Annotated in this window: 20 protein-coding genes; 6 read left to right on the top strand and 14 right to left on the bottom strand. The window is 60.7% G+C overall.

From position 1 onward, the window contains the following. Window positions 1-87 precede the first annotated feature (87 nt). Complete coding sequence (locus MHH62_RS20015) at window positions 88-708, top strand: BON domain-containing protein (protein ID WP_014719949.1); 621 nt, start codon at window positions 88-90, stop codon at window positions 706-708. A 283-nt stretch (window positions 709-991) separates the two neighbouring features. Here MHH62_RS20015 and MHH62_RS20010 read toward each other — a convergent pair whose 3' ends face one another. The 13 genes from MHH62_RS20010 to dksA all read right to left on the bottom strand — a co-directional run bounded on the left by MHH62_RS20010 (window position 992) and on the right by dksA (window position 19,686). Further along, window positions 992-3,913, bottom strand: a complete 2,922-nt coding sequence (locus MHH62_RS20010) for a DUF748 domain-containing protein (RefSeq protein ID WP_020301773.1) — start codon at window positions 3,911-3,913, stop codon at window positions 992-994. Between the two features lie 88 nt (window positions 3,914-4,001). Continuing rightward, window positions 4,002-5,018 carry a class I SAM-dependent methyltransferase gene (locus MHH62_RS20005; protein ID WP_198833218.1) on the bottom strand — a complete coding sequence of 339 codons (1,017 nt, stop codon included), beginning with the start codon at window positions 5,016-5,018 and terminating at the stop codon, window positions 4,002-4,004. Between the two features lie 92 nt (window positions 5,019-5,110). Beyond that, the gene (acs, locus tag MHH62_RS20000) at window positions 5,111-7,048 is read right to left on the bottom strand and encodes an acetate--CoA ligase (protein WP_014719946.1); all 1,938 of its coding nucleotides are present in this window, start codon (window positions 7,046-7,048) and stop codon (window positions 5,111-5,113) included. Between the two features lie 105 nt (window positions 7,049-7,153). Beyond that, the gene (gene pgi / locus MHH62_RS19995) at window positions 7,154-8,818 is read right to left on the bottom strand and encodes a glucose-6-phosphate isomerase (RefSeq protein ID WP_003194166.1); all 1,665 of its coding nucleotides are present in this window, start codon (window positions 8,816-8,818) and stop codon (window positions 7,154-7,156) included. 224 nt (window positions 8,819-9,042) lie between these two features. Continuing rightward, the gene (panC, locus tag MHH62_RS19990; protein WP_020301775.1) at window positions 9,043-9,894 is read right to left on the bottom strand and encodes a pantoate--beta-alanine ligase; all 852 of its coding nucleotides are present in this window, start codon (window positions 9,892-9,894) and stop codon (window positions 9,043-9,045) included. Beyond that, a complete protein-coding gene (panB, locus tag MHH62_RS19985; protein ID WP_014719944.1) occupies window positions 9,891-10,691 on the bottom strand; it encodes a 3-methyl-2-oxobutanoate hydroxymethyltransferase in 801 nt (266 codons plus the stop codon). The genes panC and panB overlap by 4 nt, the downstream gene beginning before the upstream one ends. A gap of 364 nt (window positions 10,692-11,055) precedes the next feature. After that, complete coding sequence (folK, locus tag MHH62_RS19980) at window positions 11,056-11,541, bottom strand: 2-amino-4-hydroxy-6-hydroxymethyldihydropteridine diphosphokinase (protein WP_032902683.1); 486 nt, start codon at window positions 11,539-11,541, stop codon at window positions 11,056-11,058. A gap of 2 nt (window positions 11,542-11,543) precedes the next feature. Next, complete coding sequence (locus tag MHH62_RS19975; RefSeq protein WP_003194157.1) at window positions 11,544-12,947, bottom strand: polynucleotide adenylyltransferase PcnB; 1,404 nt, start codon at window positions 12,945-12,947, stop codon at window positions 11,544-11,546. A gap of 697 nt (window positions 12,948-13,644) precedes the next feature. Next, window positions 13,645-15,081 (bottom strand): sigma-54 dependent transcriptional regulator, encoded by a 1,437-nt coding sequence (locus tag MHH62_RS19970; RefSeq protein ID WP_014719942.1) that lies wholly within the window; start codon window positions 15,079-15,081, stop codon window positions 13,645-13,647. A 22-nt stretch (window positions 15,082-15,103) separates the two neighbouring features. Beyond that, window positions 15,104-18,058: a sensor histidine kinase gene (locus tag MHH62_RS19965; RefSeq protein ID WP_003194154.1), complete on the bottom strand. Its 2,955-nt coding sequence runs from the start codon at window positions 18,056-18,058 to the stop codon at window positions 15,104-15,106. Beyond that, window positions 18,042-18,218 (bottom strand): hypothetical protein, encoded by a 177-nt coding sequence (locus MHH62_RS19960; RefSeq protein WP_003176118.1) that lies wholly within the window; start codon window positions 18,216-18,218, stop codon window positions 18,042-18,044. Before MHH62_RS19960 ends, MHH62_RS19965 begins: the two co-directional genes overlap by 17 nt. Window positions 18,219-18,280: 62 nt before the next feature. Continuing rightward, window positions 18,281-19,168 carry a tRNA glutamyl-Q(34) synthetase GluQRS gene (gene gluQRS / locus MHH62_RS19955; RefSeq protein WP_073844168.1) on the bottom strand — a complete coding sequence of 296 codons (888 nt, stop codon included), beginning with the start codon at window positions 19,166-19,168 and terminating at the stop codon, window positions 18,281-18,283. A gap of 83 nt (window positions 19,169-19,251) precedes the next feature. After that, entirely contained in the window at window positions 19,252-19,686 is a 435-nt protein-coding gene (gene dksA, locus MHH62_RS19950; RefSeq protein WP_005791430.1) for an RNA polymerase-binding protein DksA, read from the bottom strand. Between the two features lie 320 nt (window positions 19,687-20,006). Here dksA and MHH62_RS19945 point away from each other — a divergent pair, with 320 nt between their 5' ends. Together MHH62_RS19945 and sfsA are read left to right on the top strand one after the other, a co-directional pair. Then, window positions 20,007-21,179: a pyridoxal phosphate-dependent aminotransferase gene (locus MHH62_RS19945; protein WP_020301777.1), complete on the top strand. Its 1,173-nt coding sequence runs from the start codon at window positions 20,007-20,009 to the stop codon at window positions 21,177-21,179. After that, window positions 21,179-21,892: a DNA/RNA nuclease SfsA gene (gene sfsA, locus MHH62_RS19940; RefSeq protein WP_020301778.1), complete on the top strand. Its 714-nt coding sequence runs from the start codon at window positions 21,179-21,181 to the stop codon at window positions 21,890-21,892. Before MHH62_RS19945 ends, sfsA begins: the two co-directional genes overlap by 1 nt. On the opposite strand, the gene MHH62_RS19935 is transcribed toward sfsA, so the two are convergent. Next, the gene (locus MHH62_RS19935) at window positions 21,889-22,206 is read right to left on the bottom strand and encodes a Rieske (2Fe-2S) protein (protein ID WP_014719938.1); all 318 of its coding nucleotides are present in this window, start codon (window positions 22,204-22,206) and stop codon (window positions 21,889-21,891) included. The genes sfsA and MHH62_RS19935 overlap by 4 nt on opposite strands. 156 nt (window positions 22,207-22,362) lie before the next feature. Between MHH62_RS19935 and MHH62_RS19930 the strand changes: the two genes are divergently transcribed. From MHH62_RS19930 to MHH62_RS19920, 3 genes are read left to right on the top strand one after another with little or no spacing between them, the layout of a single operon-like run. After that, window positions 22,363-23,241, top strand: coding sequence for an ABC transporter substrate-binding protein (locus MHH62_RS19930; protein ID WP_339231722.1), 879 nt, complete (start codon window positions 22,363-22,365; stop codon window positions 23,239-23,241). Then, window positions 23,238-24,275 carry an iron ABC transporter permease gene (locus MHH62_RS19925; RefSeq protein ID WP_014719936.1) on the top strand — a complete coding sequence of 346 codons (1,038 nt, stop codon included), beginning with the start codon at window positions 23,238-23,240 and terminating at the stop codon, window positions 24,273-24,275. The genes MHH62_RS19930 and MHH62_RS19925 overlap by 4 nt, the downstream gene beginning before the upstream one ends. Next, a complete protein-coding gene (locus tag MHH62_RS19920) occupies window positions 24,275-25,042 on the top strand; it encodes a heme ABC transporter ATP-binding protein (protein WP_014719935.1) in 768 nt (255 codons plus the stop codon). The genes MHH62_RS19925 and MHH62_RS19920 overlap by 1 nt, the downstream gene beginning before the upstream one ends. Window positions 25,043-25,109 lie beyond the last annotated feature (67 nt).

Genomic DNA, 25,109 nt, shown 5'->3' with positions numbered 1-25,109 from the left:
GTTGGCACACTGTCTGCAATATCCCTGGTAGCGCTGCAGCATGAAGGTTTACGCCTGCAGACTTTTAATAAAACAGGAGTTACTCGTATGAAGAAGTTCGCTCTCGCTACTGCTACCGCTCTGACCCTGGCCATGGGTGCTAACGTAGCCTTTGCTCAGACTTCCCAAGCCCCTATGACTTTGGCGGCCGGTGAAGCGACCAAGGCTAAGGAAAGCGTTTCGGATACTTGGATCACCACTAAAGTCAAAGCTGACCTGCTGACCGAAAAAGGCATTCCAGGTTCGGACATCAAGGTTGAGACCAACAAAGGTGTGGTTTCCCTGTCCTCCGACGTAGCAGTCTCGGATTCGCAGAAAGCTACTGCTGTAGCCATCACCAAGAAAATCAAAGGTGTGACCGCGGTTTCTGCTGACGGCCTGCTGGCTGGCGGTGCTACCAAAGCTGACGGCATCGACAAAACCAAAGGCGCTGCCCACGACGCTAAAGAGACCACCAGCGATACCTGGATCACTACCAAAGTGAAGGCTGACTTGGTCACTGAAAAAGGCATTCCTGGCACCGACATCAAGGTTGAAACCAACAAAGGTGTTGTATCCCTGTCGTCCCCTACCGCTGTGACCGCTTCGCAGAAAGAAACGGCTGTAGCGATCACCAAGAAGATCAAAGGCGTTAAAGCTGTATCGGCCGATGGCCTGAAAGCAGAGTAACGTTGACGTTTCGTCTGGACTGAATAGCGGCGGCTTAGGGTGAGTTAGATATCCACCTGACGCACCTCTGGAGTTCATGCGACCGACCACACGGATGTGGTCATTACAGGCCCCGGCACTTGTGTCGGGGCCTGTTCTATTTCAGGCTGAAACAGAATGATCAGGTCAAAAAATGTGGGAGCTGGCTTGCCTGCGATGCTGGCACCTCGGTCATTCAGTTGCACCGAGGTGATGCTATCGCAGGCAAGCCAGCTCCCACATTAGGATGGGTGGTGCTTAGAAGTTACTCAGCATCCAGGTGCATTGGAGTGATCACCCGGCCATCTTTCTCGGCCTGCCCCAGCTGCGCATCGATGAAGTACACGCGGTCATCTTCCAACTGGCCCTTGTCTACCAGGTAATCCTTGATCGTGCTGGCTCGGTCCTGCCCCAACTGGCGCAGTAGCACGTCACTGCCACTCCAGAACTTGATCACACCGTCCTTGAGCTTCGCCGAGCGCTCATCGCTGCCCAGGTCTTTCCATTCGGCCGGGGGTTGCTGTTTGAGGCGGGTGCGGTAGATGCCTTCCAGCAATGGTGCTTTTTCCTTCTCTGGCACTTCAAGCAGGGAGGCTTGGGCCGGGACCTTGTCGCCACGGCGCTGGAGGATCTTGTAGTAGTTATATTGGTATTCACGCTCCAGTCGCTGTGCGGCCAGGAACGGCCCGTCGCTGCTGGCAGCGGCGGTGCCTTCAATTTCCAGGCGCAGGGCAGGGCGTTCTTTCAGCGCCTTGGCCAGGGTGTTCAGAGCGCCTTCGGCGTCTTTGTTCAGCTCACTGGAGCCTGCGGCGAACGACACATTGCCCAGGTCTTCAGAGCCACCACCGGTGACCAGCCCGCCAATGAACTTGAAGGGCGCGGTTGCCGCGCGTACCACGAGGTTGCGCAGGGTCTGCCACACAATCGGCATCACGCTGAATTGCGGGTTGTTCAGGTCGCCGCTTACTGGCAGCTCGATGGAGATCTTGCCGTCGGAGTCCTTGAGCAGGGCGACAGCCAGGCGAATCGGTAAGTCCACGGCATCGGAGCTGTCGACTTTTTCACCCAACTGCAGTTGCTCGACCACCACTTTGTTTTCAGCCTTCAACTGGCCTTTGGTGATCACGTAGTGCAGATCGAGATTCAGGCGACCCTTGCGGATGCGGAAGCCTGCGAATTTACCTGAGTAAGGTGTCAGGTTGGTCAGCTCGACACGCTTGAAGCTGGTGGCGATGTCCAGCGCGGCCATCGGGTCAAACGGGTTCACGCTGCCTTTGATCGTCACTGGTGCGTATCGGTCCACCTTGCCCTTGATGTCGACGCTCGCCGGTTTGGCCTGGCGACTGTCGATGGTGCCAATCTGGCCGTTGAGCTGTTGAATCGCGGTGGCAAAGTTGGGCGTGAGGCTAAAGTCAGCAAAGTTGGCCGAACCGTCGTTGATCGCGATCTGCCCGATATGAATGCCCAGGGGTTTGTCGTTACTGGCGGCAGGTTTGGCGGCCGACTTGCTGCCACTGTCGGCCGGCTGCGGAATCAGCAGGTCGTCGATGTTGGTGGTGCGATCTTCGTTGATCATGAAGCGCGCATACGGCTGCAACAGGTTGACCTTGTCGATCGACAGGCTTTGGCCGTGCTGGTAGTTCACGCCCTCTAGCACCAGGCGCTGCCACTTGAGGAAGTCGCGGGTCTTCAGGGTGTCCAGGGTATGCAACTGGTCAACCTGGGCGCGGCCGGTGACCTGGAGGGCCAGTGGCTCGGTGCTTTTGAGGTTTACGTCCAGGTTGCTGCCGAGCATGCCGCTGCGCAATTCCAGGCGAATAAACGGGCTGATATAGGCCTGGGCGACCCGCAGGTCGATGTCCTGGGTGTTCACTTTCAGCTTGGCGCTGACCGGGTTGAGGTTAACTTCGCCGGTTGCCTGGATCTTGCCTTGCTTGCCCAGGCCGGTGTCGACCTTCAAGGCGAAGGGGCTCTGGTTGAGGCTGTCGAAGTTCTGTACGTCGACATTCAACGGGCCCAGTTCCAGCGCGACCGCAGGTTTAGCCTGGCGGTCGGCCAGGTGCACCTGATAGTTACGCAGTTGCACATCCTTGAGCAGCACTTGCCACGGTTTGCTCGGGGCCGCCGGTTGCGCCGACGGCGCGTCGGCAGCGGTTGGTTCCGGTGCCTTGGCCGGTTTGCTCGGTTGGCTGGCGAACAGCTTCTGCCAGTCCAATTGACCATCGGCCTCACGGGCGGCCCAGGTTTCCAGCTTGTTGCTGCGGATCTTGCCGATAATGACCTGCTGCTTGGCCAGGTCTACCGTGGTTTCGCTGACGTCCAGGCGTTCCAGGCGTGCCAGTGGCCGGCCATCGGGGGCCTTTATAGCAAAGGGGGCGATGCTGGCGGCGGTGTTGGTCAGGTTCAGCTCGGTTTCTTTGGCCAGGCTGAATTTGTAGTCAGTGCTGAAGTTGAGCACCCCGTCTTCCAGCACCAGTGGCAGGGCGTCACGTACATACGGCCACCAGGCTTTCATTTTGCCGTCGGTCACCTTCAAGGTGCCTTCGGAGGTGATCGGTACCAGACTGAAGTTGCCTTTCCAGTCGATTTGCCCACCTTCGGGGCCGGCGGCGACCAGGGTCATGTCGGCATTGTCGTCGGGCAAAGTGCTAAGGTTTTTCAGCTCGAAGTCGAGTTCGTCGTAGAGGAATTCGATGGGCTCGCTGGGGCGCAGGTCCTGGAAATGCAGGTTACCACCCGCCAGCTTGATGCTGTCGATACGCAGTGGGAACGGCTTGGCATCAGGATCGGCCGGGGTTGGCTCGCTCGGCGGCAGTTTGAACAACTGCGCCAGGTTCAGTTGGCCGGACTTGTCGAACAGCAGTTCGGTCTTGGGCTTGTCCAGTTGCACATCAGCCAGGTGCAGGGCGCGGGTCCAGAGGCTGTCGATCTGCAGGTTGGCGTAGAGGCGTTCGAAACCTACTTGCTCTTTGCCTGGCTCACCGATCTTCAGGCCCCACAGCGTCAGTTCCAGGCTGAAGGGGTTGAGCTCGATGCGCTCGATTCGCGACGGCACCGTGGCGTAATTGGCCAACTGTTGGTTGGCAATGCGAAGGGCGATGCCGGGTAATATCAGAAAGCCCAGCAAGCTGTACAAAGCAAGGGCGGTCAACAAGGCGCCTACGGCGCGGATCAATCCTTTGGGCATGGGTGAACGCCATCTATGTCGAACGAGAGTGCCTTGGAGTATGGCACGGGAATTCGGTTCCGAAGAACCGTGGGCGCTGGGAAACTTCCTACAAATGCAGGATCAGGGTCTTCAACGGGGGCTGTTGATCCCTGGAAGGAAAGTCGGCCCCAGGTGTCATCACGTGCCACTCGCGTACCGGGCGCCCGGCTTTTTCCGCGCAGCGCAGCACCTGCTCACGCCAGTCCTCCATGCTGACTTTTGCCAGGTTGTTGCAGCAAATCAGTACGCCATTGTCGGCGGTGGCCAGCAGTGCGGGTTTGAGCAGGCTTTGATAGTCGCGCAACAAATCGACGGTGCCGAAAGCGCTCTTGGCCCAGGCGGGAGGATCGAGCAGTACCAGGTCGTACTGGCGTTGCTCCAGGCGTGGATAGCTCGGCAGCTTCTGCCCGCGCCGCTGGGTGATCGGCAGGCCCGCCAGTTGGCGAATCGCCGGGAAGTAATCGGACTGCACAAATTCCATGCTCGGCAACTGCGGGTTGAGCTGGCCGTTTTCACGTCCCACCGCCAGGTTGCCCTCGGCAAAATCCAGGTTGCACACTTCCCGTGCGCCCCCCGCCGCTGCGCTCAAACCTACCCCACAGGTGTAGGCGAACAGGTTCAGCACGCTTTTGCCGGCGCTGTGGTCCTTGACCCAGCCCCGGGTGTTGCGCAGGTCGAGGAACAGCAGTGGGTCTTGCCCGGCGTGGCGCCCACGCACACGGTAATTGAGGCCCCACTCGTGGCCGACCAGGTCTTCCAATGCGCCAGGCTCGGCGCGGTACACCGTGTCTTCGCGGTCGATGCGCGAGTTGCCGCGGGCACGGTCGTTGTACACCAGCAACAATTCCAGGCCCATGTATTGGTTGATCAGTTGGTGCAGGTCCAGCAGGTCTGCGGTTTCCAGGGACTGGTGGAAGCTTTGTACCAGCAATTGCGGGCCGTAGCGGTCGATGGTCAAGCCGCCGGCGCCTTCCTGGCTGCCGTGAAACAGCCGATAGCAGTCCGTACCCTGGGCGTGCAGCGTGTTGATCAGGTCTTGGCGGTGATCGAGGGCGGCGCGCAGCGCCTGATTCAAGGGAGTCATGGAGCGCGCCTTGCTTGCAGATGAATAAGAAAAAGGGGGCGCGAAGTTTAACAGCTAACCCCGGCCTGCACAGGCCGGGGATTATCCTGGCCCTACCGGTTGAGGCGTTTGTCGATCAAACCGTCCACCACGCTGGGGTCGGCCAGGGTCGAGGTGTCGCCCAGGCTGTCCAGTTCGTTACAGGCGATCTTGCGCAAGATGCGTCGCATGATCTTGCCGGAGCGGGTTTTCGGCAGGGCAGGGGCCCATTGGATCAACTCCGGTTTGGCGAAGCTGCCAATCTCCTTGCTGACCAACTCCAGCAGGTGCTTTTTCAACGCGTCGCTGGGTTCGACGCCATTCATGGGGGTGACAAAGGCGTAGATGCCCTGGCCTTTGACGTCGTGGGGGTAGCCCACCACCGCGGCTTCGGCGACCTGATCATGCAGCACCAGCGCACTTTCCACCTCGGCGGTGCCGATGCGATGGCCGGACACGTTGATCACATCGTCGATCCGCCCGGTGATCCAGTAGTCGCCGTCTTCATCGCGCCGTGCGCCATCCCCGGTGAAGTAGTAGCCGGGGTAGGGCTTGAAGTAGGTGTCGATCATGCGCTGCGGGTCGCCGTAGACGCTGCGAATCTGCCCCGGCCAGCTTGATTTGATGGCGAGTACACCGCTGCCGGCGCCGCTGATTTCCTTGCCTTGTTCATCAAGCAACACCGGTTGTACGCCGAACATGGGCTGTGTCGCGCAGCCCGGTTTGATGCGCTGGGCGCTGACCAGCGGGCTGAGCATGATGCCGCCGGTTTCGGTCTGCCACCAGGTATCAACAATCGGGCAGCGCTGTTCGCCGACGGCGTTGAAATACCAGTCCCAGGCTTCCGGGTTGATCGGCTCACCTACGCTGCCCAGCAGGCGCAGGCTGGCGCGCGATGTACTCTGCAGCGGGCCGTGGCCTTCGCGCATCAGGGCGCGCAGGGCGGTGGGCGCTGTGTAGAAGATATTCACCTGGTGTTTATCGATGACCTGCCAGAAGCGCGAACTGTCCGGATAACTCGGCACGCCTTCGAACATCAGCGAGGTGGCGCCATTGGCCAGCGGGCCATAGACGATATAGCTGTGGCCGGTGACCCAGCCCACGTCGGCGGTGCACCAGAACACTTCGCCTTCTTGGTAATCGAGCACGTACTTGAAGGTCATCGCCGCTTGCAGCAGGTAGCCAGCGGTGGTGTGCAACACGCCTTTGGGTTTGCCGGTGCTGCCGGAGGTATACAGGATAAACAGCGGGTCTTCGGCGTCCATCGGCTCGGGTGGGCAGTTGTCGCTGGCGGCGTCCAGGGCGGCTTGGTATTTGAGGTCGCGGCCCTCGTGCCAATTCACGCCCGCCCCGGTGCGCTCCACCACCAGTACCGTGCTGACATTCGGGCAACTGGCCAGGGCCTTGTCGACGTTCTGTTTCAGCGCCACGGGCTTGCCACCGCGTATGCCTTCGTCGGCGGTGATCACGGTGCGGCAATCGGCGTCGAGGATGCGGTCGCGCAGGGCGTCAGGAGAGAAACCACCAAACACCACCGAGTGCACTGCGCCAATTCGCGTGCAGGCCAGCATGGCGTACGCCGCCTCGGGGATCATCGGCATATAGATGCACACGCGATCACCTTTGTTCACGCCACGGCTTTTCAACACATTGGCCAGGCGGCTGACGTTTTGGTGCAGTTGACGGTAAGTAATCGTGCAGGATGTTGACGGGTCATCGCCTTCCCAGATGAAAGCCGGCTGATCGGCGCGTTGCGCCAGATGGCGGTCGATGCAGTTGTAGCTGACGTTCAACTGGCCACCGGCAAACCATTGGGCGGCACCGGTGTGGATGTCTGACTGCTGGACGCTGTGCCAGGGTTTTATCCAGTCGAGAAAGCCCTTGGCCTGTTCGGCCCAGAAGGTGTCTGGCTGGTCGATGGATTGGCGATAGAGGCGCTGGTAGTCCTCTTGACTGAGCTGCGCAGCCCGGCGGACGGCATCGGCGGTGGGAAAGGTGCTGATATCGAACATGAGCGCTCCTTATTCTTGTTTTTGCGACAAGCCATAAAGATGCACCCTGGGGCGGGAGGGTTCAAGGCCAACGTCCAAACGGACGTTGGCCTTGAATGAACGGCTTCAGCCGCGGTGGCGACCACGGAAGTAGTTGATCAGGCCCTGGGTCGAAGCATCTTCGGCCAAGGTTTCTTCGGCGCCGGTCAGGCGGTTGTACACGCCTTTGCCCAGCTCCTTGCCCAGTTCAACGCCCCATTGGTCGAAGGCATTGATGCCCCACACCACGCTCTGCACGAACACCTTGTGCTCATACATCGCCACCAGCGCACCCAGGCGGCGTGGGCTGATGCGCTCGACCACCAGGGTGTTGCTCGGACGGTTGCCCGGGATCACCTTGTGCGGTGCCAGCTTCTGTACTTCGGCTTCCGGCAAGCCCTTCTCACGCAGCTCGGCTTCGGCCTCGCTGCGGGTCTTACCGAGCATCAGCGCCTGGCTCTGGGACAGGCAGTTGGCGTACAGCCACTGATGGTGGTCGGACACAGGGTTGAAACTGACGATCGGCACGATGAAGTCGGCCGGGATCAATTGAGTCCCTTGGTGCAGCAACTGGTGGTAAGCGTGCTGGCCGTTGCAGCCTACGCCGCCCCAGATCACCGGGCCGGTATCGGTGGACACTGGCGTACCGTCCTGGCGCACGCTCTTGCCATTGGATTCCATGTCCAACTGCTGCAAATGCTTGGTGATGTTACGCAGGTAATGGTCGTACGGCAGGATCGCATGGCTCTGCGCACCCCAGAAGTTGCCGTACCACACCCCCAGCAAGCCCAGCAGCACGGGCATGTTGGCTTCGAACGGCGCGTTCAGGAAGTGCTGGTCCATGGTGTAGGCACCCGACAGCAGTTCCTTGAAGTTGGACATGCCGATAGCCAGGGCAATTGGCAAGCCGATGGCAGACCACAGCGAGTAGCGCCCACCGACCCAGTCCCACATGGGGAAGATGTTTTCTTCGCGGATACCGAAGGCCACGGCTGCGGCATTGTTGCTCGAGACGGCGATGAAGTGGCGATACAGTTCGGCTTCCGAGCCTCCCTGGGCCAGGTACCAGGCGCGGGCGGCCTGGGCGTTTTTCAGGGTTTCCAGGGTGTTGAAGGATTTGGACGAGACGATAAACAGCGTGGTCTCGGCGCGCAGCTTCATGGTCAGTTCGTGGAACTCGCTGCCGTCGATGTTCGCCAGGTAGTGGCAACGCACACCTTTATGGGCGTAGGACAGCAAGGCCTCCGAGACCAATTCCGGGCCGAGGAACGAGCCACCGATGCCGATGTTCACCACGTCGGTGATCGGCTTCTCGGTGTAGCCACGCCACAGGCCGTCGTGGATACGGCCGACCAGGTCAGTGATCTGATTCAGCACCTTGTGCACGTCCGGCATGATGTTCACGCCGTTGACCGACAGCTTATCGCCCACCGGGCGGCGCAGGGCGGTGTGCAGGGCAGGGCGGCCCTCAGAGGAGTTGACCGGTTCGCCAGCGTACTGCGCGTCGATCGCCGCCTTGAGATTGACTTCCTTGGCCAGGCCCACCAACAGGTCGCGGGTTTCGCTGGTGATCAGGTTTTTCGAGTAATCGAGGAAAAGTCCGCAGCTGCTCAAGGTGAACTGGGAAAAACGCTGAGGATCGGCATTGAACGCCTCGCGCATGCTGAAATCCTGCATGGCTTGGCGATGTTGAACAAGCGCTTGCCAGGCGGGCAGCGCGGTAACGTCATGAGGGGTGCGGTAGTACGCCATCGCTGCGGGTTTCCTTTTATTACGGGGACTGCCTTTAGGACACTTCAAAGCCCGGAACATCCAGTCTTATCGCAAGGATTGGGTTCCAGACAGCGCTAACCATAGCGCAGGGCAGTTACATTAAACCTAGCGTGTGGATATGTCTTGGCTTTGTCTGCGCTGTGGCCGGTACTTTTTTATACCGGCACAGCCGTCGGGGCAACAGGTTGAGGGTAAAGCGGGGGTCAGGCGAGGTTCAGGTGCAGGTTATCGATGAGGCGTGTTGCCCCCAGATAGGCGGCGACCAGAATCACCACATCACGATCTTCAGCCGTGGCCGGGCGCAGATGTACGCCTTGGCGCACTTCCAGGTAGTCCATGCGCAGCCCTGCGGCTTCAATCTGCTGAATGTGCTCGGCGCGAAGCCTGGCAAAATCATGATCGCCGCTTTGGATGGCCGTGGCGATCTGGCTGAGCGCGCGGTACAGCACTGGCGCGACCGCACGTTGCTCCTCGGTGAGGTAACCGTTGCGTGATGACAGCGCGAGGCCGTCCTCGGCGCGCACGGTAGGCTCGCCAATGATCTGGATCGGCATGTTCAGGTCGCGGACCATGGCGCGGATCACCGCCAACTGCTGGTAGTCCTTCTGGCCGAATACGGCCATGTCCGGCTGGACCATGTTGAACAGCTTGCTGACCACCGTGGCCACGCCTTCGAAGTGCCCTGGGCGGCTGGCGCCGCACAAGCCTTCGGACAGCTGTGGCACGCTGACTCGGGTCTGGCCGTTCATGCCATCGGGGTACATTTCCTCGACCGTGGGCGCAAACAGCAGGTTGCAGCCCGCCTGCAGGAGTTTTTCCTGGTCGGCGGCCAACGTGCGCGGGTATTTGTCCAGGTCTTCGCCCGCGCCGAATTGCAGCGGGTTGACGAAAATGCTCGCCACTACGAAGTCCGCTTGCTGCGCGGCCTTGGTCACCAGGGTGGCGTGGCCGCTGTGCAGGTTACCCATGGTGGGCACAAAGCCGATGCGTTTGCCGGCGCTGCGGGCGTGGGTTACGGCAGCCCGCAGTTCGCGGACGGTTTTAACGGTGTTCATGCCGAGAACCCGTGTTCAATACCTGGGAAAGTTACATTCTTGACTTCGCTGACGTAGGCGCTCAGGGCCGCGTGGATGCTGTCCTGGCCGGCCATGAAGTTCTTCACGAACTTCGGTACGTGGCCGGTGATCGACAGGCCGAGCATGTCGTGCAATACCAGCACTTGGCCATCGGTGGCGGAACCTGCGCCAATCCCGATCACGGGCACTTTGACGGCCTGGGTGATTTCGGCGGCCAGTTCGCTCGGCACGCACTCCAGCAGAATCATCGCAGCACCGGCTTGTTCCAGTGCAATAGCATCGGCGCGCATCTGGCGGGCCTGGGCTTCATTGCGGCCCTGGACCTTGTAACCACCGAGGATATTGACCGACTGCGGTGTCAGGCCCATGTGCGCGCACACTGGCACGCCGCGCTCGGCCAGCAACCGGATCGACTCGGCCAGCCACACGGCACCTTCGACTTTGATCATATGCGCGCCCGCCTGCATCAGCTTGCCGGCGTTCAGGAAGGTTTGCTCAAGGGTGGCGTAACCCATGAACGGCAGGTCCGCGATGATCAAGGCGCCATCATTGCCACGCTTGACGCTGGCGGTGTGGTAGGCGAGCTCATCGGTGGTCACGGGCAGCGTGCTGTCATTCCCTTGAAGAACCATGCCCAGGGAGTCGCCCACCAGCAGCACTTCGACGCCAGCCTGGCAGCTGGCGTGGGCGAAGGTGGCGTCATAGCAGGTCAGCATGGTGATTTTTTCACCTTTGAGCTTGAGGCTCTGCAAGGTGGTCAGGGTAATGTCTGGCATGAAAGGGTCCTCGTTCAGGCGCTTGGAAACAGCGAGTAACGCGCGTGAGTCTTCGTTTATACAGGCGCACTGTCTTGAAAGCAGTGCTTATAAGGCCTGGATTGCGCCCTGTCGCGCCGGGTTGGCGGCAGCGGGACGCCTATAGTCGTGAGGAGGACACGGGAAGTCAATTGGATGTGTTACCGCATTGTTACGATGGCGGTGTTACCGCTGTTACTGACGCGATTCAGCAAGATGGGCACAGGCTTGGGGCGCACTGAATATCCAATGTGGGAGCTGGCTTGCCTGCGATGGCATCACCTCGGTGTGGCTGATACACCGTGTCGCTTGCATCGCAGGCAAGTCAGCTCCCACATTGACCGGGTCATTCTTGAGGGAGGCGTTCCAGGCCGACGAACGGGCAGGCGGTGAGCAGGTCGCTTAAACGCTGGCCGTCAGGCAGCTGCAGGTCGGCTGGCGCCAACTCAGCCAACGGATACAGTACAAACGCGCGCAGATGCATCTGGTAGTGCGGCACCTTGAGGCGCGGCTCATCGATCAGGCGATCACCGAACAGCAGGATATCCAGGTCCAAGGTGCGCGGGCCCCAGCGTTCCAGGCGTTCGCGGCCCTGATCGTTTTCGATGGCTTGCAGCGCATCGAGCAGGTCCAATGGCGCCAGGTGACTGTCCAGCGCCGCAACGGCGTTGGTGTAGGGCGGCTGGCCGGGCAGCAGTGAATCGCTTTGATAGAAGGCGGACACACCGGCGAGCTGAGTGCCAGGCAATTGCGCCAGCGCCTCGATCGCGCTGCGCAATTGTTGCTCCGGGGCAGCCAGGTTGCTGCCCATGCCGATGTAGATACGTTCCACGTTTATTCGCCCGCAGCGCCCGAGGCATCGGCACTGCTGCGTTTACGCTTGGTGCCGCTGCGGCGACGCTTTTTCGGGCCTTCGCCGGCGCTATCACCTTTGCTGCCCAGTTCACGAATCATTTCGCGGCGCTGGCTGTCATTGGCGTCCTGATAATCGGTCCACCATTCGCCCAGGCCATCGGTCTGCTCGCCCGCGCTTTCGCGTAGCAGCAGGAAGTCGTAGCCGGCACGGAAGCGCGGGTTGTCCAGCAACAGATCGGCGCGCTTGCCGCTGCGGCGTGGCAGGCGCTCCTGCATGTCCCAGATTTCGCGGATCGGCATGGTGAAACGTTTGGGGATGGCGATGCGTTGGCACTGTTCGGCGATCAGCTCGTGAGCCGCTTCCTGCATGGCCGGGATCGGCGGCATGCCACGGTCCTGCAGGCGCAGTACGCGTTTGGGCAGGGCCGGCCACAACAAGGCGGCAAACAGAAACGCCGGGGTCACCGGTTTGTTCTGCTTGATGCGCAGGTCGGTGTTGATCAAGGCTTCGCTGATCAAGGTGTGGGTGTACGTCGGGTTGTACTCCAAGGCCTCGGCGCTGGCCGGGAACAGGGGGTCGAACAACTGCAGGTCCACCAGCATTTCAAAGGTGTCGGCGGCGTAGCCCGAAAGGAACAGCTTGAGCACTTCCTCAAACAGGCGTGCCGAGGGGATTTCCCGCAGCATCGGCGCCAGTTCGCGAATCGGTGCGGCGGTGTGTTTTTCGATGCCAAAGTTGAGCTTGGCGGCGAATCGCACGGCACGCAGCATGCGCACCGGGTCTTCCTGGTAGCGCTGCGTCGGGTCGCCGATCAGCCGGATCAGGTTGTTGCGAATGTCGTGTACGCCGTTGGCGTAATCGAGGATGCGCTCGCTGACCGGGTCGTAATACAAGGCGTTGATGGTGAAGTCGCGACGTTGCGCGTCCTCTTCCAGAGTGCCATAGACGTTATCGCGCAGGATGCGCCCGCTCTCGTTGCGGGAAGACTGGTTGGTGTCCTCCTCTTCATCGTTTTGCGGGTGACCGGCGCGGAACGTTGCGACCTCGATGATTTCGCGACCAAAGTGGATATGCACCAGCTTGAAGCGCCGGCCGATGATTCGTGCATTACGAAACTCGGCGCGCACTTGTTCAGGCGTGGCACTGGTGGCGACGTCGAAATCCTTGGGCGTGATGTTGAGCAACATGTCGCGTACGCAGCCACCCACCAGGTAGGCCTGGTAGCCGGCGTTCTGCAAACGTTCGACGATGTTCACTGCATAACGGCTGAATTGAGCGCGCTGCAGCGAATGCTGGCTGCTATTGAGCACTTCAGGCGTGCTGCGTTTGTGTTGCGTTCGACGCAAGGGAGAACGGAATGACTGGAACAACTTCTTCAGCATGGGATGCACTGTTTGAAGGAATGTTCGGCCATAACGAAGAATGACCGCATGATGGGCGGGGATTCTAGCATTTAGTCAGGGGATGGTGTAGGAACAAGCTAAAGGCATTGCGCCATAAGCGTTTGCAGGTCAAATCCCGGAAACTACAAGGGGAGCCGAAGCTCCCCCAGAAGTAGTTGCGTGCTCTATTTTTATTATTGATGTCGGGCTTCTTGTTTTTGTTGATCGCCCTCGCCACGAAGTTTCACCTTCATGACACTCCCAATCGGGAGTCAAGAGCAAACGGATTGCTTTGGTCGCTGTGTTGCTGATCTACGATCCAACCAGTTCAGGCTCTGCCTTAGGGCAGTTTTTGTTGTTCTCGGCCTGGTTGCGGGGCAAGCCCCAAATGCAACGCCTCTCCAAAAGAATCAGTTAGCTGCGCCTCCGCCGTGTTGTTTTTGTTATGCGTGAGTCGATTCGTCTTATTTTTATTGTCTTGTACAAAGCTTGTTATTGTTTTTGTACTAAGCATATAGCAGGGTGCGTGCCAACTTTTGCGCCGTCCAGCAAAACCGGGGGTTTGGGCTGGTTTCGCCAGATTGAGGGCCAAAAAAAAGCCGGGGCTTCGTTACCGTAAGCCCCGGCTTTTGTTACGTGAAAAGTCAGCGGTAACAGTTTTTTCACATCAACAGGTGTTACCTGTGGGGCTGCGCGCTCAGCTTTCGCTGGCCACCCCGGTCTTGCGCCGTGGAATGCCCAGGCGCTGACGCCGTTCCCACAAACACTTGCGACTTACACCCAGTTTGCGGGCCAGTTCGGTCTCGGTCATATGGTCCTGATGCTCGAGCACGAAGTGCTGGAAGTAGTCTTCCAGTGACAAATCTTCCGTCGGCTCATGGCTGGTATTGCTACCGCCGCCCTGCTGCGGGGCCAGGCCGATGAAGTCGTCGTCATCCAGGTCGCTGAGCTCAATGTCGATGCCCAGCAATTCGGCGGAGATCTCCGGGCTCTCCGACAGAATCACGGCGCGCTCGACGGCGTTCTCCAGCTCACGCACGTTCCCTGGCCACGAGTAGTGACGGATCGCCTGCTCGGCGTCCGCGGCAAACTTCAAGTCGGTGCGGTCAATGCGTGCGCCTTGACGCAACAGGAACGCGTTGGCGATTTCGTTGACGTCGGCGCCGCGCTCGCGTAGGGCCGGCAATTTGAGCGCGATGACATGCAGGCGGTAATACAAGTCCTCACGGAACTGGCCGATCTTGGCCAGGCTCTTCAGGTCTCGGTGTGTCGCCGCGATCAATCGAACATCGACCTTCTGCGATTGCACCGAACCCACGCGACGAATTTCGCCTTCCTGCAGCACGCGCAGCAAACGCGCTTGGGCTTCCAGGGGCAGCTCGCCAATTTCATCAAGGAACAAGGTGCCGCCGTCCGCGGCCTCCACCAGGCCCGCACGCCCGGCGCTGGCGCCAGTGAACGCACCTTTCTCGTGGCCGAACAGCTCGGACTCGATCAGGGATTCGGGGATCGCCGCGCAGTTCACCGAGATCATCGGCGCCTTGGCGCGCTTGGACAGGTTGTGCAGGGCGCGGGCCACCAGTTCTTTGCCGGTGCCCGACTCGCCCTGGATCAATACATTGGAGTCAGTCGGCGCCACCTTGCGGATCTTGCTGTACAAGTCCTGCATCGGAGGGCAGGAGCCGATGATGCCGATCTCGCCATTGCTGTTGTTGGCACCTGGTTTTTCGGCGCCGCTGGTCTTGCCGGTGGGGCGTGGCTCGGCAGGCGCACTGCTGGCCGACACACGGTCACGCAGGATGCGGGCCACGGCCTGGAGCATCTCGTCGTGGTCGAAAGGCTTGGCGATGTAGTCCACCGCGCCCATCTTCATCGAGTCCACCGCCGAGCGCAGGCTGGCGTAGCTGGTCATGATCAGCACCGGGGTGCCCTGGCCCAGCTTGATCAGCTCGGTGCCCGGGGCGCCTGGCAGGCGCAGGTCACTGACAATCAGGTCGAACGTGGGAATGCTGAATCGCTCTTGGGCTTCCTGCACCGAGCCGGCTTCGCTGACCTGGTACTGATTACGTTCAAGCAGGCGACGCAAGGCAGAGCGGATAATGGTTTCGTCTTCGACGATCAAAATGTGCGGCATTGATTCAATTCTCTCGACGGTCTCAGTTCACAGCGGACGTCGCTTCGACATGACGCGGCAAGGTCACCCGGATACGGGTGCCGCGTTGGCTTTGTGTGTCAGCCGGGCTGTCGATGGTGATTTGTCCATAATGCTCTTCAACGATGGAATAGACCAGTGCAAGGCCCAGACCGGTACCTTCACCGGGGTCCTTGGTGGTGAAGAAGGGTTCGAACAATCGGTCCATGATGTTCTGTGGAATGCCGCTGCCTTCGTCTTCCACGATCAGGTCGACCGTGTGCTCGAAAGCCTCGCTCTTGACGCGTACAGCACTGCCGGCCGGCGACGCGTCGCGGGCGTTGGACAGCAGGTTGATCAGCACCTGGGCCAGGCGTTGTGAGTCGCCATCGACCCAATGGTCCGGATCGCACAGGTTAAAGAACTGTACTTCGAAATTGCGCCGGTTCAAGGCCAACAGCCCAATGGCATCCTGCGCGACTTCGGCCAGGCACACCGCTTCGTCCTGATTCTGATGGGCGCCGGAGTGGGCAAAGCTCATCAGCGACTGGACGATGCGTGAAACCCGCTTGGTCTGTTCAAGGATCTGCCCGCTGATTTCGGTGATTTCCCCGTCTTCTTCGCGCTCTTCCCGCAGGTTTTGCGCCAGGCAGGCGATACCGGTGATCGGGTTACCGATTTCATGAGCCACGCCGGCCGCCAGGCGCCCAATGCTGGCCAGGCGTTCGGAGTGCACCAGCTTGTCTTCGAGCATCTGTGTATCGGTCAAATCTTCTACCAGCAGCACCAGGCCGCTGTTACCCGGCGCCAGAGGTTCGTCGATGGCCGCTTTGTGCAAGTTGAGCCAGCGGGTCTGGCCGTCGAGGGCCAAGTGCTGTTTGTGCAAGTGCTCGTCCGGCAGGTTGATGAAACCCTGCAGCAGCTCTTTCCAGGGATCGCCCAGTGTATTGAGGCGCGAACCCACCACCCGCTGGGCGGCGATGCCGGTGAGTTCTTCCATGGCTTTGTTCCACATCAGGATTTCCTGGTCCTTGGCCAGGGAACACACGCCCATCGGCAGTTCCTGCAGGGTCTGGCGGTGGTAACGGCGCAGGGCGTCGAGTTCGGCGGCCAGGCCTGTGAGGCGCGAGTGGTAGTCCTCCAGCCGGCTTTCGATGAAGTGGATGTCTTCGGTGACGTAGTTTTCGCCACCGGCCTTGTAGGGCAAGAAGGTTTCCACCATGTCCTGGGACACGCTCGGCCCCATCAAACCGGACAGGTTGGCTTCGATACGGTCACGCAGGCGGCGCAGGGCATAGGGGCGGCGCTCGTCAAATGGCAGGTAGAGGTCGCGCAGCGCCTGTTCGACTTCCTTTTGTGCGGCCTTGGCGCCCAGGGGCTTGGCCAGTTGCGTGGCGAACTCTTGGGGCGATGCCGCATGCAGTTCGCGGCGTTGCGGGCGGCGCACGTTGTCTACCGCACAGGCTTCTGCGGCGCTGGTTTCTTCGGCGCTGGCGTTAGTGAACAGCGAGATCAGGGTGAACATCAGTACGTTGGCGGCCAGCGAGGCGATGGCCGCCATGTGCCAACTGGTGTCGTCCAGCACGTAAATCATGTTCAGCAACGGGATATAGAAGCCCTGCAAGTTGCCGACCAGCGGTAGCAGCATGGTCACGGTCCACACCAGGATCCCGGCCAGCAGCCCTGCAATAAAGCCACGGCGATTGGCAGTCGGCCAGTACAGCACCGACAACACGCCCGGCAGAAATTGCAAGGTGGCGACAAACGCGACGATGCCGAGGTTGGCCAGGTCTTGCCCGGCGCCCAGCAGCAGATAAAACGCGTAACCGGCCATGATGATCGCGACGATCAGCGCGCGTCGGGTCCATTTCAACCAACGGTAGATATTGCCCTCGGCCGGCGGCTGGTACAGCGGCAGTACCAAGTGGTTGAGCGCCATGCCCGAGAGTGCCAGGGTGGTGACGATGATCAACCCGCTGGCGGCCGATAACCCCCCGACATACGCCAGTAGCGCCAGGGCCGGGCTGTTGGCAGCAATACCGATGCCCAGGGTGAAATACTCGGGGTTGGTGGTGGCCCCCAGTTTCAGGCCGGCCCACAGGATCAGCGGCACCGCCAGGCTCATCAGCAACAGGAACAGCGGCAAGCCCCAGCTGGCGCTGACCAGCGAGCGCGGGTTGAGGTTCTCGGTGAAGGTCATGTGGTACATGTGCGGCATCACGATCGCCGAGGCGAAGAACACCAGCAGCAGCGTACGCCATGGTCCCTCCTGCAAGGGGGTATGCAAGGCGGCGAGGGCGGTCTGGTTTTGCAGCAGCCACAGCTCCAGCTGTTGCGGCCCGTCGAACACGCCGTAAAGCGCATAAAGGCCGACGCCGCCGATGGCGATCAGCTTGATGACCGACTCAAAGGCAATCGCAAACACCAGGCCCTGGTGTTTCTCGCGGGTGGCGATATGGCGAGAGCCAAAGAAGATGGTGAACAAGGTGATCAGCGCGCAGAACGCCAGGGCAACCCGATGTTGCACGGGCTCGCGGGTCAGGATGCTGATGGAGTCGGCCACCGCCTGGATCTGCAGGGCCAGCAACGGCAGCACGCCGATCAACATGAAGATGGTGGTCAGCGCGCCGGCCCAGGTGCTGCGAAAGCGAAAGGCAAACAGGTCCGCCAGGGAAGACAGCTGGTACGTCCGGGTGATTTTCAGGATCGGGTACAGCAGCACCGGCGCCAGCAGGAACGCGCCGGACACCCCCAGGTAACTGGAGAGAAAGCCGTAGCCGTACTGATAGGCCAGCCCCACCGTGCCGTAGAACGCCCAGGCACTGGCGTACACGCCCAGGGACAAGGTGTAGGTCAACGGATGGCGAATGATCGCCCGAGGAATCATTCCGCGCTCACTGATCCAGGCCACGCCGAATAACGCAGCCAGGTAGGCGGCGCTGATCAGCAGCATCTGGGTGAGACTAAAGCTCATCGGCATCTTTTTGGCTCTGCAGGATGAAGGTCACGACGATCAGGATCAGCCATAGCAGATAAGGGCGATACCAGGCGCCCGTGGCGTCGATCCACCAATCCATGATGGCGGGGGAGAACAGGTAGATCCCGACGACCAGCAGCAGGACCAAACGATAGATGTACATGTTGGCCTCTGATTAAAAATCTGCCGCGATGTTAACGGATGGCTGGCAACCTGCAAGCGCCTTCAACTCAATTGCGCTTCGGCCAGGGTCAGCGTGCGCGGGATGCGGGTGGCGTCCCAGTGTGCAATGCCCCAATCCAGCAGTTCTCGTGGGCTGGCGTACAGCAGTTGCGCGTCGGGCTGTTGGCCAAGGGCGCGCAGTGCTCTGAGCAGCAAAGGCGTGGCCTGGTCGGCTGTCAACGGTGGAGAGCGGTAGGACTTGCCCAGCTTGTTGCCGTCTGGCTGCACGATCAGCGGTACATGCAAGTAACGTGGCTGGCGCAGGCCAAGCAGCTCTTGCAGGTACAGCTGGCGCGGTGTGGAGTCGAGCAGGTCGGCGCCGCGCACGATATCGGTTATCCCTTGCCAGGCGTCGTCGAGCACCACCGCCAGTTGGTAGGCGTAGAGGCCGTCGCGGCGACGGATGATGAAGTCGCCGGCATCGCGGCCCAGATGCTGCCGGAACTCGCCCTGCACACGGTCGGTAAAGTGGTATTCCAGCTCGGGCACGCGCAGGCGGATGGCGGCGTGTTGCTGGTCGTGGCCGGCATTGCGGCACAAGCCTGGGTAAACCCCGTTGTAGGGCTCCAACTGCTTGCGCGAGCAGGTGCAGGCGTAGGCCAGGCCGTGGTTGAACATATCGTTCAGTACTTTGGCGTAGGCATCATGCCGCTCGCTCTGGCGAACCAGTTCGCCATCCCATTCAAAGCCGTAGCTTTCCAGCGCATGCAGAATCGCCGCCTGGGCGCCGGGCTCTTCACGCGGAGGGTCAAGGTCTTCCATGCGCATCAACCAACGGCCCTGGTGGGCGCGCGCATCGAGGTAGGAGGCAAGGGCGGCAACCAGGGAGCCGAAGTGCAAATGGCCGCTGGGTGTGGGGGCGAAACGCCCAATATAGGTAGAGGCTGTCATGGCCCGGATACTACTGCATAACCGATAAACGCCAGAAACAAAAATGGAGCGTTCGCACGCTCCATTCGTTCAACTCGGCAACGTTACTTGCCGACCTGTTTTTCCTTGATTTCAGCCAAGGTCTTGCAGTCTACGCACAGGTCTGCGGTTGGGCGGGCTTCCAGTCGGCGAATACCGATTTCGACGCCGCAGGATTCGCACCAGCCATATTCCTCGTCTTCGATCAGTTGCAGGGTCTTGTCGATCTTCTTGATCAACTTGCGCTCGCGATCACGGGCACGCAGTTCGAGGGCGAATTCCTCTTCCTGGCTGGCACGGTCTGCCGGGTCCGGGAAGTTGGCCGCTTCGTCCTTCATATGGTCAACCGTGCGGTCGACTTCCTGCATCAAGTCCTGTTTCCACTGCTTCAGGATTTTGGAGAAGTGCTCGCGCATGGGCTTGCCCATGTATTCCTCGCCCTTGGATTCAACGTAGGGCTGGAAACCGCTGATGCTCTGTTGCTTTGCTTGGGTGGACATGAATAGACCGCCTCTCACTCTTCTAATCCATTGCGCAGGATTGCAACGTCACCGACACCTGCCGGCCCTGCGGCTGCAAGCGGGCGAACTTACCAGATAGATTCAGGGTGCGCTACTCCCGGTTGTCGAGGCCCAGGGCAAAGGGGTTGCAAACCGCAGCAGCCCGCCATGACTGGGTATGTATCGCCTCGAATATTGATTTTAGCTGTTTTACGAGCGTGCGCAGGGTGCACTTGCAGCCCCAATCAGGCAATAGAGCATGTTTTACCGTGAGGGTTCGGTAGAATCCAGATTTTGTCCTCACCGTCTAAGGAAGGCTAATGGCTCAGCCCTACAGTGCGCGTAGTCGCGCCATCGAACCCTTTCATGTCATGGCGTTACTGGCGCGTGCCAATGAGCTGCAGGCCGCCGGTCACGACGTGATCCACCTGGAAATCGGCGAGCCGGATTTCACCACCGCCGAGCCGATCATCCAGGCCGGCCAAGCCGCGTTGGCAAACGGTAAGACGCGCTACACCGCCGCCCGCGGCTTGCCCGAATTGCGCGAAGCCATCAGTGGTTTCTACCAGCAACGCTACGGTTTGAGCATCGACCCGCAACGCATTCTGATCACCCCCGGTGGCTCCGGCGCATTGTTGCTGGCCAGCAGTTTGCTGGTGGATCCGGGTAAACATTGGCTGCTGGCGGACCCAGGCTACCCCTGCAACCGACACTTCCTGCGCCTTGTGGAAGGCGCGGCGCAGTTGGTGCCGGTCGGCCCAGACGTACGCTACCAGTTGACCGCCGATCTGGTGGCCAGGCATTGGGACCAGGACAGTGTCGGCGCACTGGTGGCATCGCCCGCCAACCCCACCGGCACGATCCTCACCCGGGACGAGCTGGCTGGGCTGTCGGGCGCCATCAAGGCGCGCAACGGTCATTTGGTGGTCGACGAGATTTATCACGGCCTCACCTACGGCACCGACGCGGCCAGCGTGCTGGAAGTCGATGATGACGCCTTTGTTCTGAATAGTTTTTCGAAGTATTTCGGCATGACCGGCTGGCGCCTCGGTTGGCTGGTGGCGCCCCATGAAGCGGTGGGTGAACTGGAGAAATTGGCGCAGAACCTCTACATCAGTGCGCCAAGCATGGCTCAGCATGCCGCGTTAGCCTGTTTCACCCCGCAAACCCTGGAGATTCTGGAGCAGCGCCGTGCCGAATTTGGCCGCCGCCGTGACTTCCTGCTGCCGGCCCTGCGTGAGCTGGGGTTCGGTATCGCCGTGGAGCCCGAAGGTGCTTTTTATCTGTATGCCGATATCAGCGCGTTCGGCGGCGATGCCTTCGCGTTTTGCCGGCATTTCCTCGAAACCGAACATGTGGCTTTTACGCCCGGGTTGGATTTCGGTCGCTACCAGGCGGGGCACCATGTGCGTTTTGCCTACACGCAAAACCTTGATCGGCTGCAAGAAGCGGTGGAGCGGATTGCCCGTGGTTTGCGGAGTTGGCAAGGCTGATGCGTTTTAATCCTACTCTTGAAGAAGGGCGGCTGATCCGCCGCTACAAGCGCTTTCTCACCGATATCGAAACCGTTACCGGCGAGTTGCTCACCATTCACTGCCCTAACACCGGTTCGATGCTCAACTGCATGGTCGAAGGTGGTCAGGTCTGGTTCAGCCGTTCTACGGATCCCAAGCGCAAGCTGCCGGGCACGTGGGAAATTGCCGAAACGCCCCAGGGCCGGCTGGCGTGCGTCAACACCGCGCGTGCCAATCAATTGGTGGAAGAAGCCCTGCTGGCCGGTGTGATCACTGAACTCAACGGCTTTACCGCGTTGAAGCGTGAGGTGCCTTATGGCCAGGAGAAAAGCCGCATCGACTTTCGCCTGGATTACCCCCAGGGCGCTGCGTTTGTCGAGGTCAAAAGCGTCACCCTGGGCTTTGATGGCAGCTCAGTGGCGGCTTTCCCCGATGCGGTGACGCAGCGCGGTGCCAAGCACTTGCGTGAGCTGGCCCACCTGGCGCGCGACGGTATACGGGCGGTGCAGTTGTATTGCGTGAACCTGTCGGGGATCGACGCGGTGCGCCCGGCTGTGGAAATCGACGCCGGTTATGCGGCGGCGCTACGTGAGGCCAAGGCTGCAGGTGTGGAGGTGCTCGCCTACGGCGTACGGGTCACGCCGCAGGAGATTTACGTCGAGCGTCGGTTGAAGGTGCTGCTGGGCGACTAGAGATCGACCCACAATCCCTGTTCGTCTTCGCGACCGGGCAGGGCAGTGAGGTGTTGGCCTGCGCAGGGCCCGGCGATGCACTCGCCGCTTTCAATCAGGAACAACGCGCCATGGGTGGCGCATTGGATCAGGCTGGCGCTGTCGTCGAGGAAGCGATCAGGTTGCCATTCCAGTGGGATCCCACGATGGGGGCAGCGGTTGAGATAGAAGTACGCAGTGCCGTCCCGACGCACCGCCAACAGCCTGTGGCCATCGATATCAAAACCGCGGCTGCTGTTGGGGGTGAGGTCGCCTGAGGCGCAGAGAAACTTCATTTCAATCCTTAAGTGCCTTGACGTTCAAATGCAAACAATTATCAAATGCCTGCTTCGCCCGTCAGCTGACTGGGTGCTCAATACGATGCCTGGCAGGGGTTATCTGTCACATCAATGAGTGCTTGAGTGGCCCTGCCCTAGGAAGGAAACCCTGTTATGCGCCTGAGTACCAGCGCTATTGCGCTTGTTGCTTCACTGCTGGTCAACCCTGGGGCGCACGCCTCTGAACTGCCGCAACGCTGGGTCAGTGCTGGCGGGGCGCTGTCGGAGTGGGTGACGGCTCTGGGCGGTGAATCGAAGTTGGTGGGAGTGGATACCACCAGTCAGCATCCCGCCTCGCTCAAGGCCTTGCCAAGCATTGGTTATCAGCGACAGTTGTCAGCCGAAGGCATTCTCAGCCTGCGCCCGCAAATCCTTGTGGGCACGGAGGAAATGGGACCACCGCCGGTGCTGGCACAGATTCGCAGTGCCGGGGTGCAGGTGGATATGTTCTCGGCCCAGCCGGATTTGCCCACGCTCAAAGGCAACCTCGAACACTTGGGGAAACTGCTCGGCAGTGAGGCCCAGGCTGATGCCCTGTTTGCCGGGTATGAGCAGGCGCTGGCACAGCAAAAAAATTGGGTGGTCAAGGCCCAGGCCACGCAAAAAGCTCCAGGCGTGCTGTTGCTGCTCGGCCATGCCGGTGGCAAGCCGCTGATCGCGGGCAAGGACACGGCCGCTGATTGGATGTTGCAGCAGGCTGGAGGGCGTAATCTGGCCACGCACACCGGCTATAAACCGTTTTCCGTCGAGTCGCTGGCGGGGTTGAGCCCTGAGGTGCTGGTGTTTGCCGATCGCGCCCTGACCGGTGACGCGGCACGTGCTGCCTTGTTCAAGGAAAATCCGATCCTTGCCTCGACGCCGGCAGCCAAGAACGGCCGCGTCTTTGAGCTGGATCCGACCTTGCTGGTAGGTGGCCTTGGGCCCCGATTGCCGCAAAGCCTGGAGAAACTGTCTGCCGGTTTTTATCCGTCCCAGCCTAAGCCTGCTCCATGACCACTCTGGTTAAGCCAAAAACGCTGTTTATTGGGCTGTCGCTGCTGTGTGTATTGGCGATCTGGCTTTCATTGGCACTGGGGCCGGTCAGCCTGCCGTTAGTGGACACGCTCAGGGCTGCGCTGAAACTAATGGGCGTACCGATAGAGGCCCAGGGGTTGGAGCAGGCCGAGTTGATCCTGGGGCAGATTCGCCTGCCGCGGACCCTGTTGGGGCTGGCGGTCGGCGGTGTGCTGGCATTGTCGGGTGTGGCGATGCAGGGGTTGTTCCGCAACCCGCTGGCCGATCCTGGCTTGGTCGGCGTGTCCAGCGGGGCGGCGCTGGGAGCGGCGGTGGCGATTGTCGGTGGCTCGCTATTTGGCGGGCTGCCGGATGCTTTCGGGCCGTACCTGTTGTCGCTGTGCGCCTTCCTCGGTGGTCTGGGCGTCACGGCACTGGTCTATCGCCTGGGGCGTCGCAATGGCCAGACCAATGTCGCGACGATGTTGCTTGCCGGTATTGCGCTGACGGCCCTGGCCAGTTCGACCGTGGGCCTGTTTACCTATCTGGCAGACGATGCCACCTTGCGCACCCTGACGTTCTGGAACCTGGGCAGCCTCAATGGTGCAAGTTATTCGCGGTTGTGGCCCTTGTTGCTGGTGAGTGCGGGCGTGGCGCTATGGTTGCCGCGCCGGGCCAAGGCGCTGAACGCGCTGTTGCTGGGTGAGTCCGAGGCCAAGCATCTGGGTGTTGATGTCGAGGGGCTCAAGCGCGAGTTGGTGTTCTGCACGGCCTTGGGCGTTGGCGCCGCAGTGGCAGCGGCGGGCATGATTGGTTTTGTCGGGTTGGTGGTACCGCATCTGGTGCGGCTGCTGGCTGGGCCGGATCATCGGGTGTTGTTACCGGCCTCGGTGTTGGCGGGTGCGAGCCTGCTGCTGTTTGCGGACCTGGTGGCGCGCCTGGCGTTAGCGCCGGCGGAACTGCCGATCGGTATTGTCACCGCGTTTATCGGTGCGCCGTTTTTCCTCTATTTATTGTTACGAGGGCGCGCCTGATGTTGCGGGTAGAAGCGTTGCAGATCCGGCGCGGTGGTAAGACCGTGCTCGCCGATATCACCTTGGACCTATTGCCGGGCGAAGTGCTGGGCGTTCTGGGCCCCAATGGCGCCGGCAAAAGTACCTTGCTTGGAGCGCTGTGCGGGGAGTTGCAGCCGGATCAGGGCAAGGTGTGGCTGGATCAGCAGGCGCTCAAGCACATGACAGGTGTGCAGCGTGCCCAGCGCCTGGCGGTGCTGCCACAATCCTCCACCCTGGACTTTGCCTTTCGTGTCGAAGAGGTGGTGGGCATGGGCCGCTTGCCTCATCAGACCGGGCGAGTGCGCGACGACGAAATCATCAACGCCGCGCTGCAGGCTGCTGATGTAGGCCACCTGAGTGGCCGCAGTTACCTGGCCTTGTCGGGCGGCGAGCGGCAGCGTGTGCACCTGGCACGGGTATTGGCGCAGTTATGGCCGGGTGAGGCAGGGCAGACGTTGTTGCTGGATGAGCCCACATCGATGCTCGACCCTCTGCACCAACACACCACCTTGCAAGCTATCCGGCATTTTGCCGACAGAGGCGCTGCGGTGCTGGTCATCCTGCATGACTTGAACCTGGCGGCGCGTTACTGCGACCGGATCCTGTTGCTGGAAAACGGCCGCCCCCACGCGCTGGATACGCCCTCTAACGTCCTGCAACCAGAGCCGCTCAAGGCTGTATTCGGTCTGGATGTATTGGTACAGCCGCATCCGGAGCGTGGGCATCCGTTGATCATTGCGCGCTGAGGCCGGTTAATTCGCGGGCAAAAAAAGACCCGGCAAGAGCCGGGTCAAATAACCGTGATTAGCCTGA

Origin of the sequence: Pseudomonas sp. FSL L8-0168, from assembly GCF_037976155.1 — a bacterium.
In the GTDB taxonomy this organism is placed as follows: domain Bacteria; phylum Pseudomonadota; class Gammaproteobacteria; order Pseudomonadales; family Pseudomonadaceae; genus Aquipseudomonas; species Aquipseudomonas paracarnis.
Note: the sequence above shows the minus strand (reverse complement) of the source record. Positions and strands in the feature narration are given on the sequence as shown.